Genomic DNA, 16,576 nt, shown 5'->3' with positions numbered 1-16,576 from the left:
CCTCACGATTCCCAACGGTCAGCTTTTTCAGTCCAGCCCTCTGCCCCGCCGCCGCAGCGAGGCCTCCACCGCCGAAAGGCATTGCAGCATCACGTCTTCGGGCGGCTGGGCCGCGTCAATGATGGCGAAGCGCTCAGGCTCCTCGGCGGCCATGCTCCGGTAGCCACCGCGCACGCGCTCATGAAACTCCAGACTTTCTGCGTCAAAGCGCCCCTCGGAAAGCACGGTGCCTTCCCGCCTGTTGCGCAGGCCCGCCCGCTCCAGCCCGCAATGCACGGGCAGATCCAGCAGCAGGGTCAGATCGGGCATGAGGCCGCCGGTGGCCATGTCGTTGACATGGCGCAGACGCTCCGGGTCAAGCCCGCGCCCATAGCCCTGGTAAGCCAGGGTGGAGTCCGCATAGCGGTCGCACAGCACGGTCTGCCCGGCCTCCAGCGCCGGGCGGATGACCTCGGCCACATGCTGGGCGCGGTCCGCCAGAAACAGATACAGCTCAGCCCGGGCGGAAAGACCGCGCGTGCGGGCGTCCAGCAGGATGGGCCGCAGGCTGCGGCCCAGAACGCAACCGCCCGGCTCACGGGTGAGCAGGGGGTCATGCCCGAGCTTTTGCAGGTGTTCGGCCAGCAGACGCTGGGCTGTGGACTTGCCCGAACCTTCTATACCTTCAAAAGAGATAAACATTCTTCCCTCACCGCGTTTTTGCGGCCCCTGGCTGAAGCCCCCGCGCGTGAAGACGCGGGAGATTCCGGAGTGCGCGCGGCCCGGTACAGCGGCCGCCCCAGGGTGGCCTGCCAGGGGGTCCAGTCCTGCCCTTCCTCTCCCAACTGCTCGAACAGGCTCCGGCACTGGGCCATTTTGGCGTCCAGATTGTCGGCATAGTGCAGGGCCATGGCCTCGGCCGTGTGCGGCTGGCGCACCGCGCCGAACTGCAATTCGCCGTGATGGCTCAGGATGAGGTGCTTCAGGTGGCGTTGCAGGCCCTCGTCCAGGCCGGACTTCTCCAGATGCGGGTTCAGCATTTCCACGCCCAGCACGAGATGCCCCAACAGACGGCCCTCATCCGTGTAATCATTGGCCAGACCGCCGGAAAATTCGCGAATTTTTCCGAAATCATGAAACAGGGCCCCGGCCAGCAGGGTCTGGCGATCCAGTTGGGGATACTGGTCCGCGATGCGGCGACAGAGCCTGAACACGCTCAGGGTATGCTCCAGCAGGCCGCCCACATAGGCATGATGCACGCCCTTGGCCGCCGGGCAGACCCGGAAAGCGGCGCGCAATTCCTGATTGCTGAGCGCCGAGAGCGCCAGCTTGCGCCAGGGCGGGTGGCGGAATTCCTCTTTGCAGAGGGTCAGCAGTTCGTCCAGCATGTCGTCCAGGGAAAAGGGGCTGGCGGGCATCAGGGCGGCCTGGTCCACCGCCGCGCGCTCTTCCCCGGAGAGCTGGCGCAGCTGCTCCACCGTGAGCTGAATCTGATCCCGGTACAGCCCGGCGCGCCCCTCGGCCCAGACCACGGAACCCACGGGAATATCGCTGAACTCCGCGCTGAGCGGATGCCATATCTTGGCCTCCAGGCTGCCGCTGGCGTCGGCTAGGGTCAGCCGCCAGTACGGCCCGTTGCGCGACTGGCCCTGGGCCGCCTGGCTGACCACAAACAGCCCGCGCGCCTCGGAAGCGGGGCCGATATCTTTGACGTAGCTGCCTTTTTCCATATAGTATCCGCTGTCGCGCGACTGGCCCCGAGTCGTCTGCTGCTCGTGGTTCGGGGCGGCGCGCCGAATGAGAGTTGTTTCCGCGCGTCCCGGCCCGCGCGGGACGGCATGTCTTCAGCCGTCTTCATGCCTCAGACAGCGGCTGAAGCATGAAGGCCATGAGCCCCAAAACGCGCTTTCCGGCTCAGGCATGGCTTTTTTCGCAGATTCCCTTCTTTGCGAGGTGTTGTCAAATGGATGTTCTGCTGACCAATGACGACGGCATTCGCGCGGCGGGCCTTCGGGCCATGTACGCGGCCCTGCGGGAAGCCGGGCACAGCGTGCGCGTGGTGGCTCCCATGCGCCAGCAATCCGGCGTGGGGCACTCCCTCACGGTTTTTGAACCGTTGCGGGCCATGGAGTTTGAAGAGCCCGGCTTCACGGGCACGGGCATTTACGGCACCCCCACGGACTGCGTCAAGCTGGCCCTGGGCCGCCTGCTGCCGCGCAGGCCGGACATGGTCATCTCCGGCATTAACGCCGGGCCCAACGTGGGGCCGGACATTCTCTACTCCGGCACGGTGGGCGCCGCCACGGAAGCGGCCCATGAGGAGCTGCCCAGTCTGGCCGTCTCGTATGACGACCGCGCGGGCTGCGCTGACCTGCTGCCCCAGGCCCGGCACGCCGTGGCCCTGGCGGAGCGCATCGACTGGACGCGCCTGGGCCCGCGCCGGGTCGTCAATCTCAACTATCCGGCGGGCGCGCTGGATCAGGCCAAGGGTTTGCGGGTCTGCCCGCAGACCAGCGCCGTCTGGAAAAACGTCTATCTGGAGCGCCTTGACCCGCGCGGCGCGCCCTACTGGTGGCTGGAAGGCGAAATTCCGGCCCATACCATCAACGCCGGTTCTGACAAGGATCTGCTCAACCGGGGCTACATCACCGTGACGCCGCTGCGCTTTGAGTTCACGGATCAGGCGGGCCTGAAAGAACTGGAAGGCATGGGGCTGGCCTGAAGGCCCGGCGTCTGTTGCCCCGGCCTTCCCCTTTGCGCTTTTCCCCCATATGGGATATATGGTAGTTCCGACCATTTTTCGGCCGGCGAGACGTTCTCCGGCCATACCGCAAGCAAAAAAAGGAGGAAGCCATGCCTCTTATGGGCCCCAGGGAAATGTTTGCCGCCGCCTACGCCGGGCGCTACGCCGTGGGCGCGTTCAACGTCAACAACATGGAAATTGTCCAGGGCATCATGCGGGCCGCCTCGGAGGAGAAATCCCCGGTGATTCTTCAGGTGTCCGCCGGGGCCCGCAAATACGCGGGACAGGCCTACATCATGAAGCTGGTGGAGGCCGCACTGGCCGACGACCCGTCCGTGCCCGTGGTGGTGCACCTGGATCACGGTCCCAGTTTTGAAATGTGCAGAGACTGCATTGACGGCGGCTTCACCTCGGTGATGATCGACGGTTCGCACCTGCCCTATGAGGAAAATATCGCCCTAACCAAACAGGTGGTGGATTATGCCCATCCCAGGGGCGTCTGGGTGGAGGCCGAACTGGGCAAGCTGGCCGGTGTGGAAGAGCATGTCAGCTCCGCCGAGCATGTCTATACCGACCCGGGCGAGGCCGTGGACTTTGTCCGCCGCACGGGCTGCGACTCTCTGGCCGTGGCCATCGGCACCAGCCACGGGGCCTACAAGTTCAAGGGCGAGGCCAAACTTGACTTCATGCGTCTGGAGTCCATCAGCGCCCGGCTGCCCGACTATCCGCTGGTGCTGCACGGCGCTTCCAGCGTGCCTCAGGAATTTGTGGCACTGTGCAACCAGTATGGCGGCCAGGTGGGCGGTGCCAGGGGCGTGCCGGAAGAGATGCTGCGCAAGGCCGCGAGCATGGGCGTGTGCAAGATCAATGTGGATACGGACATCCGCCTGGCGCTCACCGCCTCCATCCGCCAGTTCCTGACCGAACATCCGGAGCAGTTTGACCCGCGCTCCTACCTGGCCCCGGCCCGCGAGGCCGTCAAAAACATGGTGGCGCACAAGATTCGCAACGTCATGGGATCTTCCGGCAAAGCATAACCCTTTTCGCACACAAGGAGTGCAACCATGCCCGTCAAACTGGGAATGAACGGCTTCGGCCGCATCGGACGCTACCTGCTGCGCCTGCTGGCCGACGATCAGGAACTCCAGATCGCGGCCGTCAACGCCCGCGCGGATAACGCCGCCCTGGCCTATCTGTTCAAATACGACTCCACCTATGGCGTTTTTCCCGGCGAGGTGGGGCACGATGACGACGGCATTATTGTCAACGGCCGCCATATCACGGTGACCCGCCACAAGGCGGGCGAGTGGGAATGGGGGCGGCTGGGCGTAAGCCTGGCCGTGGAGACCACGGGCGCCATCAAGGAGCGCGAGGGCCTTTCCCGGCATCTGGACTGCGGCGCAAAAAAAGTGGTCATCTCCGCGCCGGGCAAGGGCGTGGACGCCATGATCGTCATGGGCGTCAACCATGGCGTCTACGACCCGGCCAAGCACGCCATCATCTCCGCCGCCTCCTGCACCACCAACTGCCTGGCCCCGGCGGTCAAGGTCATACACGAGAACTTCGGCTTCCGTCACGGCCTGATGACCACCATCCATTCCTACACCATGAGCCAGCGCATTCTGGACGGTTCGCACAAGGACTGGCGGCGCGGTCGCTCCGCGGGCGTCTCCATGGTGCCGTCCAGCACGGGCGCGGCCAAGGCCGTGGGGGTGGTCATGCCGGAGCTGGCGGGCAAAATCAACGGCATGTCCGTACGCGTGCCCACCTTTGACTGTTCGCTGGTCGACCTGACCTGTGAAGTGGAAAAGCCCTGCGACGCCGAGGCCGTCAACGCCGCGCTCAAGGCGGCCAGCCAGGGGGCGCTCGGCGGCCATATGGGCTTTTCCGAAGAGCCTCTGGTTTCCATCGACTACAGGGGCAGCGCCTGCGGCGGCGTGGTGGACGCCCTGTCCACCCAGGTGCTGGATCAGAGCATGGTCAAGCTGCTGCTCTGGTACGATAACGAGGCCGGTTTCACCAACCAGCTGCTGCGGCTTTTGCGCATGGTGGGCAAGGACTGCTGATTCGCGTTCTGTTTTCCCGGCTGGCGGCGGGGCTGCATCAGACAGCGCCCGCGGAGGGATGAAGGCCCCGGGTCGAAGCCCCGTCTGTCATATACAGGCGGGGCTTTTTCTGCGCCGGGCGTCGCGCGCCAGCGGGAAAATTTTGCCGCGCAAAAGGTATGAAAAGCGCTTCCCTTGTCTCTTTTTTTCAAAAAATTCATATATTGCAATATGTTGAAGGCAGGAAAAATTTTCCTGCCGGCCCTAATGCATCGCGCCGGAACGCCGATAGGATTACAGGAGCGGAAGGACGCATGGACGCGTCGGCATTGGGCCCCGCCCGGGACATACAGCATTCATGGAGGAATGTATGTATATCAACCACAATTCGATGGCCTCCAACGTGGCCAACACCCTGACCAGCCATTACGGCAACCTGCAAACCTCAACCCAGCGCCTGTCTTCGGGCCTGCGCGTCAATTCCGCGGCTGACGACGCCGCCGGCCTGGCCATCCGCGAACTGATGCGCACCGACATTGCCTCCCTGCAACAGGGCGTGCGCAACGCCAACGACGCCATTTCCCTCATTCAGACCGCCGACGGCGCCCTGGGCGTCATCGACGAAAAGCTGACCCGCATGAAGGAACTGGCCGAACAGGCGGCCACCGGCACCTACGATTCCACCCAGCGTCTGATGATTGAGTCCGAGTACCAGGCCATGGCGTCGGAAATCACCCGTATCGCCAACGCCACGGACTTCAACGGCATCAAGCTGCTGGACGGCAATCTGTCGACCAGCACGCACAACGGCGGTGGGATGAGCCCCACCGGCAAGCTGAAGGTGCATTTCGGCACGGCCAACGATTCGGCGGAAGACTATTATTACATCCAGATCGGCACGAGCACCGCCTCGGCCCTGGGGGTGGGCAACCAGGCCGACTCCTCGTCCGCCGCCTATTCCATTTCCACGCAGGCGGCCGCGCAGAAGGCCCTGGTGGGTCTGAACAACGCCGTGATTTCCAAGGACAAGATTCGGGCGCACCTGGGCGCGATGCAGAACCGTCTGGAAAACACCATTTCCAACCTGACCACCCAGGCGGAAAATCTGCAGGCGGCTGAATCGCGCATTTCCGACGTGGACGTGGCCACGGAAATGACGCAGTTCGTCCGTAACCAGATTCTCACCCAGTCGGCCGTGGCCATGCTTTCGCAGGCCAACAGCATGCAGCAGATGGCCATGCAGCTCATCGGCTAGGAAAAACTTCGTGGTGGAGGGAGCCAACCCCTAATCGACCGCGCGGCAGGGGAGTGCCGCATGGCCGCAACGATGCGAAAAAAGCCCGGTTCGTAACAGCGAACCGGGCTTCTGCATTTTTGAGACAAGACGCGCTTTCACGCGGCCAGACTATTGACAAGGCACGCTTTGCGGCGTTTACGGCCCCTCAGGCCGCTTGAGCGGATTGAAAGACACGAAAATCAGTCGCTTGCGGCGCGGCGAAGCCGCGACCTGCTCCTGATTTCCGGGGCTGCTGACCTTTGTCAGCAGCCCCGGCGCGCTTTCACGCGCCCCGATCGGGGCCTTTATTCCCTGGTTATCTCAATGGTTTTGGCCTGGGGCCGGGCCGGGGCCTTGCGCGGAATAATGACGGTCAGCACGCCGTTTTTGTGCGCCGCCGTGATGGCGTCCACATCCGCATCATCCGGCAGGGCCAGCACCCGCTGAAAGGAACCGTAGATACGCTCCAGCACATGACAGCTTTTTTTGTCGTCCGCGCGCTCGCACTTTTTTTCGCCGGCAATGATCAGGGCGGCGTCGCGCACTTCCAGGCTGACGTTTTCCGGCGCAACGCCGGGCAGCTCAATGCTCAGGGCATAAGCCTTCTCATCGCTGGTCAGATCCAGACTTGGCAGAATGTCGGCCTCGGCGCGCTGATGCCGCCAGAAGGGCAAAAATTCGTTCATGGCTTCCCACGGCGTCACCATGCCGTTGAACATGCTCTGGAAAAAGCTGTCTATTTCGTCGCGCGCGGGCGTGGCCGGCATATCGCCCCGGCGGGGGGCAGTCTCGCGAGGCGCAAACCAGCGGCGAGGGGAAAAATGCATATTACTCATGGTGGATTCTCCTGTGAAAATTGTTCTATCATTGAAATATTCACCATAGTTATTATGTCAATAGCCTGTGGAAAAGTCGCCTGATCGCGTGCGGCCCCACGCTGGCGCGCCGAACTTCCGACGCTGATTTTGGCACGAATCATGCTTAAGGCTGGGTGCAGGTTTTTCAGGCAATTTTTGCCCCCTCTGACGCCACGAGTCAGGGGAAAGGCAGGGGCCGCCCCCTGATGTTTTTGGCCAATCTGCCGAAAAAAACAGGCGGGCGTATCGGACACAACAGCATCAACCCTGCGAACGCAGGCATTGTGCGGCGGCAGTCCGCAAGGAAGCGGGCGCGCATAGTGCACCGCCGGGCAGACAGCACATTCATGGAGGAATGTCATGTATATCAATCACAACCAAATGGCCACCAATGTCGCCAACACCCTGACCAGCCATTACGGCAACTTGCAGACCTCAACCCAGCGCCTGTCTTCGGGCCTGCGCGTCAATTCCGCGGCTGACGACGCCGCCGGCCTGGCCATCCGCGAACTGATGCGCACCGACATCGCTGCTCTGCAACAGGGCGTGCGTAACGCCAACGACGCCATTTCCCTCATTCAGACCGCCGACGGCGCCCTGGGCGTCATCGACGAAAAGCTGACCCGCATGAAGGAACTGGCCGAACAGGCGGCCACCGGCACTTACGATTCCACCCAGCGTCTGATGATTGAGTCCGAGTACCAGGCCATGGCGTCGGAAATCACCCGTATCGCCAACGCCACGGACTTCAACGGCATCAAGCTGCTGGACGGCAATCTGTCAAGCAGCACGCACGACGGCAGCGGCATGACCGCCACCGGCAAGCTGAAGGTTCACTTCGGCACGGCCAACGACTCGGCGGAAGACTATTACTACATCCAGATCGGCACGAGCACCGCCTCGGCCCTGGGTGTGGGCAATGAGGCCGACTCCTCCTCCGCCGCCTACACGGTTTCCACGCAGGAAGCCGCGCAGAAGGCCTTGGTGGGTCTGACCAACGCCGTGGTTTCCAAGGACAAGATTCGGGCGCATCTGGGCGCGTTGCAAAACCGTCTGGAGAACACCATTTCCAACCTTACCACACAAGCCGAAAACCTGCAGGCGGCTGAATCGCGCATTTCCGATGTGGACGTGGCCACGGAAATGACGCAGTTTGTCCGCAACCAGATCCTCACCCAGTCGGCCGTGGCCATGCTTTCGCAGGCCAACAGCATGCCGCAGATGGCCATGCAGCTCATTGGCTGATCCTGGTTGAGGGCGTGCTTCGCGCGCACAGACCAAATATCCCCGGAGGGGCGACCCTCCGGGGATATTTTTATGCGGCCCGCCGCCGGGGATGCGCGGCGTTTTGCGAAAGCCTGCGCCGCCCGGTCATGCCGCGGCACAGGCCGAACATGCGAAAGACCAACCGGAACAAGACCGCACTTCAGGCCAGCGCGGTCAGATCGTAGGCCGTATTCTCCACGATATCGCATTCCACCAGCGCGCCGGGAACCACGCCGGGGCCGCTGACATAGGTCATGCCGTCCACCTCCGGCGCCTGAAACCAGACCCGCCCGCTGTGCAGGCCCGGCCATTCCGAATGCGGCGCGTCCACCAGCACAGGCAGGCGGCGGCCCACCTCGGCTTCCAGCAGGCTTTCGCTGATGCCCGCCTGAATTTCCATAAGCGTGGCGCGGCGGCGTTCCTTGATTTCGTCCGGCAGCTGATCAGGCAGCGCGGCGGCCGGGGTGCCCTCCTCGGCCTGATAGGCGAAGACCCCCAGATGCCGGAAGCGACTTTCCTCCACAAAGCGGCAAAGGCTGTCAAAATGCGCTTCGCTTTCGCCGGGATATCCCACAATGAATGTGGTGCGCACGGCGGCTTCGGGCAGGATGTCGCGCACCCGATCCAGCACGCGCCGGGGGTCGCCGGCAAAAGGCCGCCCCATGCGGGCCAGCACATCCGGGTGGGCGTGCTGCAAGGGAATGTCAAGATAGGGCAGCAGGGGCGCGCCCGTCTCTTTGATGAAACGCAAAAGCTCCGGCGTGACGCCGCTGGGGTAGAGATAGAGCAGGCGCAGCCAGGTCAGGCCGTCCAGCCCCATCAGTTGTTCCAGCAGGTGGGGAAGGGCTTTTCCCCCACCCGATTCGCCGCCCCAGGCGGTGACATCCTGGGCCACCAGCGCCAGTTCGCGCACCCCTTGTCCCAGCAGGGCGCGGGCCTCGGCCAGCAGAACCTCGCCACTTTCGGAGCGAAGCCCGCCGCGTATGGAAGGGATGGTGCAAAAGGCGCATTTGTGGCGGCAGCCCTCGCCAATCTTAAGCCAGGCGTAGGACGGCCCGGTGGAGAGCAGGCGGCCCCTGCCGTCCGCGATCTTTGGCGGGGGGGCCGGCAGGCGCAGGGCGCGCGCCAAGAGCTCCGGCCAGTTCGCCAGGTCTTTCGTGGGCAGCCAGAGGTCCACCTCTGGCAGTTCGCGGGCCAGCTCCCGTACGCCGTAGCGGCCCACCAGGCAACCGGCCACGGCCAGCAGGGGCCTGTTCTTGCAGCGGGCCAGACGGTGCGCGGCGTCCAGCACGGCCCGCACGGATTCACGCACGGCCGGAGCGATAAAACCGCAGGTATTGATAAAAACCAAACGCGCCCGGCCCATCTGGGTCACGCTTTTGACAGGCGTACCCAGAGAACCGAGCAGGCGTTCGCTGTCCACCCGGTTTTTGGGGCATCCCAGACTCAGTGACCAGACTGTCAGGGCTTTTGGCGCGGTGCGTGTATTCATGTCACAAGGTTGCTTTGGCTTTTTGCGAAGTCAAAATGCAAGAGCGGGCCCGCGGCGGGCGCGTCCGCCAAGCCGGTTCGCGCCTTTGGCCTGGTGTCTGCTTGCAAAAGTGGACACCAAACCCGCAAGGTTCAGCGGCGGCCTGGCCGGGTTCATTTGCGATCCCTCAAAAGTTCTTCGCGGAATTCCGCGCGGAATTTTTGCACTCGGGCACCAGGCCCGTTACGGCGTTCAACGCGGCTCAATCACCTCCACCCCGTCCATGTAGGGCCTCAGCGCTTTGGGCAGAACCACGCTGCCGTCCTTCTGCTGGCCGTTCTCCAGAATGGCGGCGATGGTGCGGCCCGTGGGCAGGCCGGAACCGTTCAGGGTGTGGACAAAGGCCGTCCTGCCTCCCCTGGGCCTGAAGCGGATGTCCGCGCGCCGGGCCTGAAAATCAATGCAGTTGGAGCAGGAGGAAATTTCGCGATAGGTGTTCTGCGCGGGCAGCCACACTTCCACGTCATAGGTTTTGGCCGAGCCGAAGCCCATATCGCCGGTGCAGAGCGTGATGACCCGGTGGGGCAGCTCCAGCAGCTCCAGCAGTTGCCGGGCATGGCCGCACATCAGCTCCAGCTGGTTGAAGCTGTCATCTGGATGGGCAAAGCGAACCATCTCGACCTTGGTGAACTGGTGCATGCGGATGATGCCGCGCGTGTCCTTGCCGGCGCTGCCCGCCTCGGAACGAAAACAGGGCGTGGCCGCGCAGTAGGCGCGCGGCAGGTCGGCCTCGTCCAGCACCTCCCCCGCGTGCAGATTGGTCAGCGGCACCTCGGCGGTGGGAATCAGATAATACTCCCAGTCGCGCAGCCTGAAGAGGTCTTCCTCAAACTTGGGCAACTGGCCCGTGCCGGTCATGGCGGCCCTGTTGACCATATAGGGCGGGCTGACTTCGATATAGCCCCCATGTCTTGTGTGCCGGTCCAGAAAAAAGTTGACCAGCGCCCGTTCCAGACGCGCGGCCCAGCCCAGGGAAACCACAAAACGGCTGCCCGTCAGGCGCGCGGCGCGTTCAAAATCCAGCCCGCCCAAAGCCGTGCCCAGGTCGCCATGCTCCCGCGCCGGAAAGTCAAAGGCGCGCGGCGTTCCCCAGCGGGCCACCTCGACGTTTTCCGTCTCGTCCAGGCCCACGGGCACGGAGGCGTCTGGAATGTTGGGAACGCGCATGAGCCAGGCCTCCACATCAGCCCTGGCCTGCGCGGTCTGCCCGTCCAGCTCCTTGATGCGATCCGAAAGGCCGCCCAGCTCGGCCAGCAGGGGGGCGGCGTCCCCGCCCTCGCGCTTCAGAGCCGCCACCTGGCCGGAAGCGGTGTTGCGCCGGCTTTTGAGGGCCTCCACTTCCGCGAGCAGGGCGCGACGGCGGGCGTCCAGACTCAAAAATTCATTGACATCCAGTTCCGAATGCCGATCGGCCAGGGCTTTGGCCAGCACTTCCGGCTGTTTCTGCACCAGTTTGAGATCAATCATAAGCGCTCCTGCGCCGCGCCCTTGGGGCGCGTCAAATCAGCAAGCCCGGCAAAAACGCCGCGCGCGACACTCCGACAAAGGCTGTAGCATGGGGAGCATTGCCTTGCAAGACGAGCGTTTTCCGGATATATCTAAAAAATATCCAAAAAAAATTTGAAACTTTTTTGAACCCGCGAGGCCGCCATGAAACATTCCCGCCATAACGTCATCTTCGCGCCGCTGGCCGTTCTGCTGACAACCCTGCTGCTTTCGGCCTGTGGCCCCAGCAACAATGTGCGTCTGCTGCCTCCGCCGCCGCTGGACGCCTCTGTGCTGCCGGCGCCCAACGCCCCGCGCATCAGTGTGGTGACTTTTGTCGATAAGCGGCAGGATCAGTCCGCTCTGGGCGTGCGCCGCGACAAGAGCGCCTTTGTGACCAGCGACGACGTTTCCCAGTGGATCAGCCGGGCGCTGGCCGACGAGCTGGCCCGCAACGGCATGCAGGTCACCTTTGCCCTCAATGTGAATCAGGCGCGCAGCGGCAACCCCGACTACCTGGTTACCGGCCAGGTGGAGGAGGCCTGGCTGCGCGAGGTCTCGGCCACGGACATATCCACCCACCTGCGGGTCAGTTATGCGCTGGCCAACCGCCAGGGGCGCATGATGCACGAATCGCTCAACGCCAGCCAGAGCCGCACCGGCCTGCCATCGGGCGCCGCCGCGGACAATCTCATGCTGGAAACTCTGCGGGACCTTGTGAAGCCCATGGCCCAGAAGATCGTGCAGACCATCCAGGGTAAAAAATAGGCGGCCATGACGGCCCCGCGTTTCGGGATTGCGGGCCTCGCGCTGCTTCTGTGCTTCTGGACGCCGCCCCGCGCGTGGTCTGAGCCTGTCGCGGAAGCGCCGGCGTCCGCGCCGGCCGCGCCGACGCTGGCGCTGAAGACCATTACCGAGGTGGAGACGCGCCGCGTGGTTCCGCCGGTGTCGCGCGACACGGCCTGGGCGCACGCCCGCGCCACGGCCTGGCTTAAGGCCCTGCGGCGCGCCGCCGCCGGCCTGCCCCAGCGGCGTGAAATCCGCATGGGCGTGTTCCCGGCGCAGCGCCAGGCCCTGGCCGCGCAGCTTTACCGCGCCGCCGCGCCGCCGCCCGCCGCCGCGACGGACAATCAGGCCGGCAACGCCCGCCTGCATGTGCCCCTCAGCCTGACGCCCCGGCCCAGCGCCGGGGAGGAACTACTTCGGGCGTTGCGCAACCCCGAATTGCTGTCCCTGCGTCACGCCCTTATCAGCGAAACCGGAGAGGCGCTGAACATCATGGGCCGCCACTGGCCCGGCGGTCTTGAGGAGGATGGCGCGGTCGGGCCCGACAACGCGACGCCGGCGACGCCAGACGCCCCCCCCGACAAGGAAGAAACTTTCTGGCGCGCCGGAGAGTGGGAACGGATGGGCGCGCGCCTGGACGGGCTCTGGCGGGCCCAGGCCGCCCTTGATCTCAGCCCCGAAGGCTGGCTGACCGAGGCCGCCGCCCTGGGCGCTCTGGAGCAGGCGGCCGCGCGCGCGCCGCGCAGCGCCACGGTTCGTCTGCTTCTGGCCGAAGCCCAGTTGCAGCGCGACCTGCCCCAGCAAAGCGTGGAATCCTGCACCGAGGCCCTGCGGCTCTCCCCCGGCCTGAGCAGAGCACGCTACATCCGCGCTCTGGCGCATTGGCGGCTGCAACAACTGGCGCTGGCCGAGGGCGACCTTGACGCGGCGCTCAACGTCCGCGCCGGCCCGGCCCCCCAGGGCGCGGAGCTGGCCCGGAGGCTGCGGGCGCGAGGCGCGGTGCGCATGCTGCGCCGCGACTATCGGGGCATGTGCGCGGACTTCACGGAAGCCTGCGGCCTGGGCGACTGCGAGGGCCTGGCGGTGGCCCGCGCGCAGAACTACTGTCGCGCAGGGGAGGCGGCGGCCCCGGCGCGGCCCGCGCCCGCCACCCTGCCGCGATCCTTTCTTGCCGCGCCCGTCGGCAAACGCCCCGCCGCCTCCGGGGGAGCCGACTCTCGCGCAAGCGCCCCGTCCGCAGAGGCCGCCCCATGAACCGCGCGCCCCTGCTCAAGGTTTATGGTCACGTCTATCCTGTTTCAGACGCCTTTCAGGCCGACCTTGAGGCCGCCTGCGCCGGGGCCATGCCCGACGACACGGACGAGCCCGTGCTCTGCCGTGAAGGGGATATGCTCCGCATTTCCTTTGAGGGCGTCTATTTTCCCGTGGATGAAACGCTGGAAGCCCTGGGCCGGCATCTGCGGCCGGAGCATCAGGGCAAGCTGGACGTGCTGGATATGGAAAACTGGCGGCTTGTCCGCCATGTTTTCGAGCGGGGCCGCATCCGTCGCAGCGCGGCGCCGCTGAACAATGTGCTGGACTATTCCGGGCATTGAGCGCCAGCCGGGCTCACTGGCGGCGCTTGAAAAGCTTTTCCAGTGCCGCCGCGTCCCAACGCAGGACGCAGGGGCGGCCGTGCGGACAATATTCCCGCTCCGGCGCGTCCAGCCACTGGCGCAGCAGGCCGGCGGCCTCATCGTCCGTAAGGCGTTGCCCGGCCTTGATGGCCCCCTTGCAGGACATGGAAATGAACATGCCCGCCAGATCGTCCTTGCGCCCGGCCAGAGCCTCGCGCAGAAAGTCGCGGGCCTCGGCGCGCGAAAGCAGGGGCGGTATGGCCCGCGCCAGCAGCGCATTGCCCGCGCGCTCCAGCGTGAAGCCCAGATGTTCCAGACGATCTCGCAATTCCTGAAAGCGCTCCAGCTCGGCCGGGTGCAGCGCGAGCTCCAGAGGCAGCGCCAGGCACTGGCCCGTGCCCGCAAATCCGCCCCGGCGCAGGCGCGCATACAGCACCCGCTCGTGCGCGGCGTGCTGATCCAGCAGAAGCAGCGCGCCCTCGTCGTCGCGCAAAATCAGATAGGTGTTGGCCACCTGCCCCAGATACGCAAAAACGCCGACGCGCAGGGGCGCGCGCTCTCGCGTCGCAAACGCGCTTTCAGGCCCAGCATGGGGCGTGGCCGCTTCCGGCGCGGGCCAGTCCGCATCCGGCGGTGAAGCGGCATCTTCCATTTCCATGTCGGGCGGGAAGCGGCGCGGCGCGCAGGCCCCATACGGCGCGGCGTCCTCCCCGGCGGGGGCGAACACGCGCGGGGCCGCGCCCAGGCCGGAGGACGCGCTTACCCGCCAGCTTTCCGGCGAATCTTCCGCGACATTCGGGCTTTTCGGGCGCGCCAGCAGCGGCGGATTGTCCAGACGCCCCCAGAAGCCCAGCGGCCGGGACGCCGCCTGCCCGGCGGGCAAGGGCGCTTCCGCCGCGAACGCGTCGGCATCAGGGGCGGGCTCAGCCAGAGCGGATGTGAAGGATGTGGTCAGCGCGCTTTGCACGGCGTGCAGACAGGCGGAAAAAACCGCGGATTCATCCCGGAAACGCACTTCAGACTTGGCGGGATGCACATTGACGTCCACCTCGCTCGGATCCATATCCACAAAAAGGACCACCTGCGGATAATCGCGGCTGGTCAGACGCCCCTTGTAGGCTTCGCGCACCGCGGCCAGCAGGCGCTTGTCCGCCACCGGGCGGCTGTTGACGAAAAGCAGGATGCGGTCTCCGCGCGGCTGGCTCACCGTGGGCAGGGCCGCCAGCCCGTGCGCGCGAATGCCGTGGCGCTCGGCGTCAAAAGGCCGCAGGGCCTCCACAATCAGACGGGGCCAGAGCAGGGCCAGGCGGTCGAGCAGGCTCTGCCCCGGCAGAAAGCGCAGCGCCTCACGCTCGCCGGAATGCAGGCCAAAGCCCACATCGGCGCGGGCCAGGGCCAGGCGCGCCAGCCAGTCCTGGGCGCGCTTGAACTCCGTGGCCGGGGTCTTCAAAAATTTGAGGCGGGCGGGTATATTGGAAAAAAGATCGCGCACCTCCACAATGGTGCCCTTGTGCAGCGCCGCCGGGCTTGACGACAACAGGCGACCGTGCTCCACTTGCACAGCCTGGGCCGCGCCCCCGCAGGCCGACACCATGCGGAAGCGGGAGACCGAGGCTATGCTGGGCAGGGCCTCGCCCCGGAAACCGTAAGAGCGGATGCGCTCCAGGTCTTCCAGACTGGCGATCTTGCTGGTGGCATGGCGTGTAACGGAAAGCTCCAGCTCTTCGGCGGCAATGCCGCAGCCGTCGTCCTGCACGCGGATCAGGCTCTGTCCGCCGTTGTCCAGGCGCACGTCCACGCGAAGGGCATCGGCGTCCAGGCTGTTTTCCACCAGTTCCTTGAGCACGCTGGCCGGGCGCTCCACCACTTCGCCGGCCGCGATCTGATTGCGCAACTCAGGCGGTAATAAACGGATATGACGCATATTTTCAGACATGAAGCCAGTGTAGTCGGCTCATCCACGCAACGCAAGCCGCCCCGGCGACCGGTTTCGCGCTCTTGCCTTGCGGCGCGGCGTGCTTATTTTGAAAAGGGCAGGCGGAAATTGCGCCAGATCACACGCGCACTCGCGCGCGCCGCCCGCCGGGAGAAAAGCATGCGCACTACAGATTCAACCATCACGCCTGTCGAAGCCGGAGCTTTCGCCCCCAGGGGCTATGACCCCGAACTGCTCTATGTGGAATGCGGCCGCTGCGGTTCCCCCGTCATGTGGGAGCAGGGCCGGGCCACCCGCATTCTGGAACAGGCGGGCATAGACCCTCTGGAGCTGGACGCCTCCTGCCTGCTGGTTACGGACGGCTGCCCCATGTGCGGCGCCAAAGGGCAGTACACTGTTCAGATTTTTCGGGTCAGCGCCGGGGCGGAAACGCGCCGCCCCCCGCACTACGGCACGGCCTGAAGCCCTCCCGCATGACAGCCTCACCCGCGGAGAGCGCGCTCTCCGCGGGTTTTCATGTACGCCGGCGTCTTGCGTTCAGGCGTACTTTTTGCTGATTTCTTCCCCGGCCCTTTCCACATCGGCGCGCATGCCGGCGCGGGCCGCCTCAATTTTTTTGTGCAGAGCGGGATCGGCCACAGCCAGAATCTGGGCGGCCAGCCATGCCGCATTACGCGCCCCGGCCTTGTCCAGAGCCACCGTGGCCACCGGAAAGCCGGGGGGCATCTGCACGGTGGAGAAAAGCGCGTCCATGCCGGCCAGCCCGCCGCCGGACACCGGAATGCCGATCACCGGCCTGCTGGTGCGCGCGGCCACGGCCCCGGCCAGGTGCGCGGCCATGCCGGCGGCGCAGATGAAAACCCGCGCGCCCCTGGCCTCTTCGTCGCGCACCAGGGCTTCAGTGCGTTCCGGCGTGCGATGGGCCGAACTCACGGTAAACACATACTCAATACCCAAGCTTTTCAGAACATCCACACAGGGGCTGACCTTTTCCTCGTCAGATTTGGACCCCATCAAAATAACGACATGAGCCATACTTCTCCCTTTCCTCGCTGT

The 16,576-nt window shown here is 65.1% G+C and carries 16 protein-coding genes; 9 read left to right on the top strand and 7 right to left on the bottom strand.

The genetic code is table 11. The features are described 5' to 3' along the window. Window positions 1-27: 27 nt before the first annotated feature. Both tmk and ACQRA4_RS00400 read right to left on the bottom strand, forming a co-directional pair. Window positions 28-681 (bottom strand): dTMP kinase, encoded by a 654-nt coding sequence (tmk, locus tag ACQRA4_RS00405; RefSeq protein WP_427821100.1) that lies wholly within the window; start codon window positions 679-681, stop codon window positions 28-30. Further along, the gene (locus tag ACQRA4_RS00400; protein WP_427821099.1) at window positions 657-1,709 is read right to left on the bottom strand and encodes a 3'-5' exoribonuclease YhaM family protein; all 1,053 of its coding nucleotides are present in this window, start codon (window positions 1,707-1,709) and stop codon (window positions 657-659) included. The genes tmk and ACQRA4_RS00400 overlap by 25 nt, the downstream gene beginning before the upstream one ends. 233 nt (window positions 1,710-1,942) lie before the next feature. Here ACQRA4_RS00400 and surE point away from each other — a divergent pair, with 233 nt between their 5' ends. The 4 genes from surE (at window position 1,943) to ACQRA4_RS00380 (ending at window position 6,022) form a co-directional block, all read left to right on the top strand. Further along, window positions 1,943-2,701 (top strand): 5'/3'-nucleotidase SurE, encoded by a 759-nt coding sequence (gene surE / locus ACQRA4_RS00395; RefSeq protein ID WP_427821098.1) that lies wholly within the window; start codon window positions 1,943-1,945, stop codon window positions 2,699-2,701. A gap of 131 nt (window positions 2,702-2,832) precedes the next feature. Beyond that, window positions 2,833-3,759: a class II fructose-1,6-bisphosphate aldolase gene (gene fba, locus ACQRA4_RS00390; protein ID WP_427821097.1), complete on the top strand. Its 927-nt coding sequence runs from the start codon at window positions 2,833-2,835 to the stop codon at window positions 3,757-3,759. A gap of 27 nt (window positions 3,760-3,786) precedes the next feature. Beyond that, window positions 3,787-4,788 (top strand): type I glyceraldehyde-3-phosphate dehydrogenase, encoded by a 1,002-nt coding sequence (gene gap / locus ACQRA4_RS00385; RefSeq protein ID WP_427821096.1) that lies wholly within the window; start codon window positions 3,787-3,789, stop codon window positions 4,786-4,788. A 349-nt stretch (window positions 4,789-5,137) separates the two neighbouring features. After that, window positions 5,138-6,022 (top strand): flagellin, encoded by an 885-nt coding sequence (locus ACQRA4_RS00380; protein WP_427821095.1) that lies wholly within the window; start codon window positions 5,138-5,140, stop codon window positions 6,020-6,022. A gap of 326 nt (window positions 6,023-6,348) precedes the next feature. On the opposite strand, the gene ACQRA4_RS00375 is transcribed toward ACQRA4_RS00380, so the two are convergent. Then, entirely contained in the window at window positions 6,349-6,879 is a 531-nt protein-coding gene (locus tag ACQRA4_RS00375; RefSeq protein ID WP_427821094.1) for an Hsp20/alpha crystallin family protein, read from the bottom strand. Window positions 6,880-7,260: 381 nt separating this feature from the next. On the opposite strand from ACQRA4_RS00375, the gene ACQRA4_RS00370 reads away from it, so the two are divergent. After that, on the top strand, window positions 7,261-8,145 hold the full coding sequence (locus ACQRA4_RS00370) for a flagellin (protein ID WP_427821093.1): 885 nt from the start codon (window positions 7,261-7,263) through the stop codon (window positions 8,143-8,145). Between the two features lie 181 nt (window positions 8,146-8,326). Here ACQRA4_RS00370 and rimO read toward each other — a convergent pair whose 3' ends face one another. Both rimO and serS read right to left on the bottom strand, forming a co-directional pair. Then, window positions 8,327-9,658 (bottom strand): 30S ribosomal protein S12 methylthiotransferase RimO, encoded by a 1,332-nt coding sequence (gene rimO, locus ACQRA4_RS00365; RefSeq protein WP_427821092.1) that lies wholly within the window; start codon window positions 9,656-9,658, stop codon window positions 8,327-8,329. Window positions 9,659-9,889: 231 nt separating this feature from the next. Next, complete coding sequence (gene serS / locus ACQRA4_RS00360) at window positions 9,890-11,164, bottom strand: serine--tRNA ligase (RefSeq protein ID WP_427821091.1); 1,275 nt, start codon at window positions 11,162-11,164, stop codon at window positions 9,890-9,892. 183 nt (window positions 11,165-11,347) lie between these two features. Here serS and ACQRA4_RS00355 point away from each other — a divergent pair, with 183 nt between their 5' ends. The 3 genes from ACQRA4_RS00355 to ACQRA4_RS00345 are packed head-to-tail and all read left to right on the top strand — an operon-like array spanning window position 11,348 to window position 13,563. Then, the gene (locus tag ACQRA4_RS00355; protein WP_427821090.1) at window positions 11,348-11,950 is read left to right on the top strand and encodes a hypothetical protein; all 603 of its coding nucleotides are present in this window, start codon (window positions 11,348-11,350) and stop codon (window positions 11,948-11,950) included. A 6-nt stretch (window positions 11,951-11,956) separates the two neighbouring features. After that, window positions 11,957-13,222 (top strand): tetratricopeptide repeat protein, encoded by a 1,266-nt coding sequence (locus tag ACQRA4_RS00350; RefSeq protein ID WP_427821089.1) that lies wholly within the window; start codon window positions 11,957-11,959, stop codon window positions 13,220-13,222. Next, on the top strand, window positions 13,219-13,563 hold the full coding sequence (locus ACQRA4_RS00345; RefSeq protein ID WP_427821088.1) for a hypothetical protein: 345 nt from the start codon (window positions 13,219-13,221) through the stop codon (window positions 13,561-13,563). The genes ACQRA4_RS00350 and ACQRA4_RS00345 overlap by 4 nt, the downstream gene beginning before the upstream one ends. Before the next feature lie 13 nt (window positions 13,564-13,576). Here ACQRA4_RS00345 and mutL read toward each other — a convergent pair whose 3' ends face one another. Then, window positions 13,577-15,520 (bottom strand): DNA mismatch repair endonuclease MutL, encoded by a 1,944-nt coding sequence (gene mutL, locus ACQRA4_RS00340; protein ID WP_427821087.1) that lies wholly within the window; start codon window positions 15,518-15,520, stop codon window positions 13,577-13,579. A gap of 159 nt (window positions 15,521-15,679) precedes the next feature. On the opposite strand from mutL, the gene ACQRA4_RS00335 reads away from it, so the two are divergent. Then, a complete protein-coding gene (locus ACQRA4_RS00335) occupies window positions 15,680-15,982 on the top strand; it encodes a hypothetical protein (RefSeq protein WP_427821086.1) in 303 nt (100 codons plus the stop codon). A 75-nt stretch (window positions 15,983-16,057) separates the two neighbouring features. Here ACQRA4_RS00335 and purE read toward each other — a convergent pair whose 3' ends face one another. Beyond that, window positions 16,058-16,555 (bottom strand): 5-(carboxyamino)imidazole ribonucleotide mutase, encoded by a 498-nt coding sequence (gene purE / locus ACQRA4_RS00330; protein ID WP_427821085.1) that lies wholly within the window; start codon window positions 16,553-16,555, stop codon window positions 16,058-16,060. Window positions 16,556-16,576: the final 21 nt, after the last annotated feature.

The sequence above is a fragment of the Desulfovibrio sp. SGI.169 genome, from assembly GCF_050313595.1.
GTDB lineage: Bacteria > Desulfobacterota > Desulfovibrionia > Desulfovibrionales > Desulfovibrionaceae > Desulfovibrio.
Note: the sequence above shows the minus strand (reverse complement) of the source record. Positions and strands in the feature narration are given on the sequence as shown.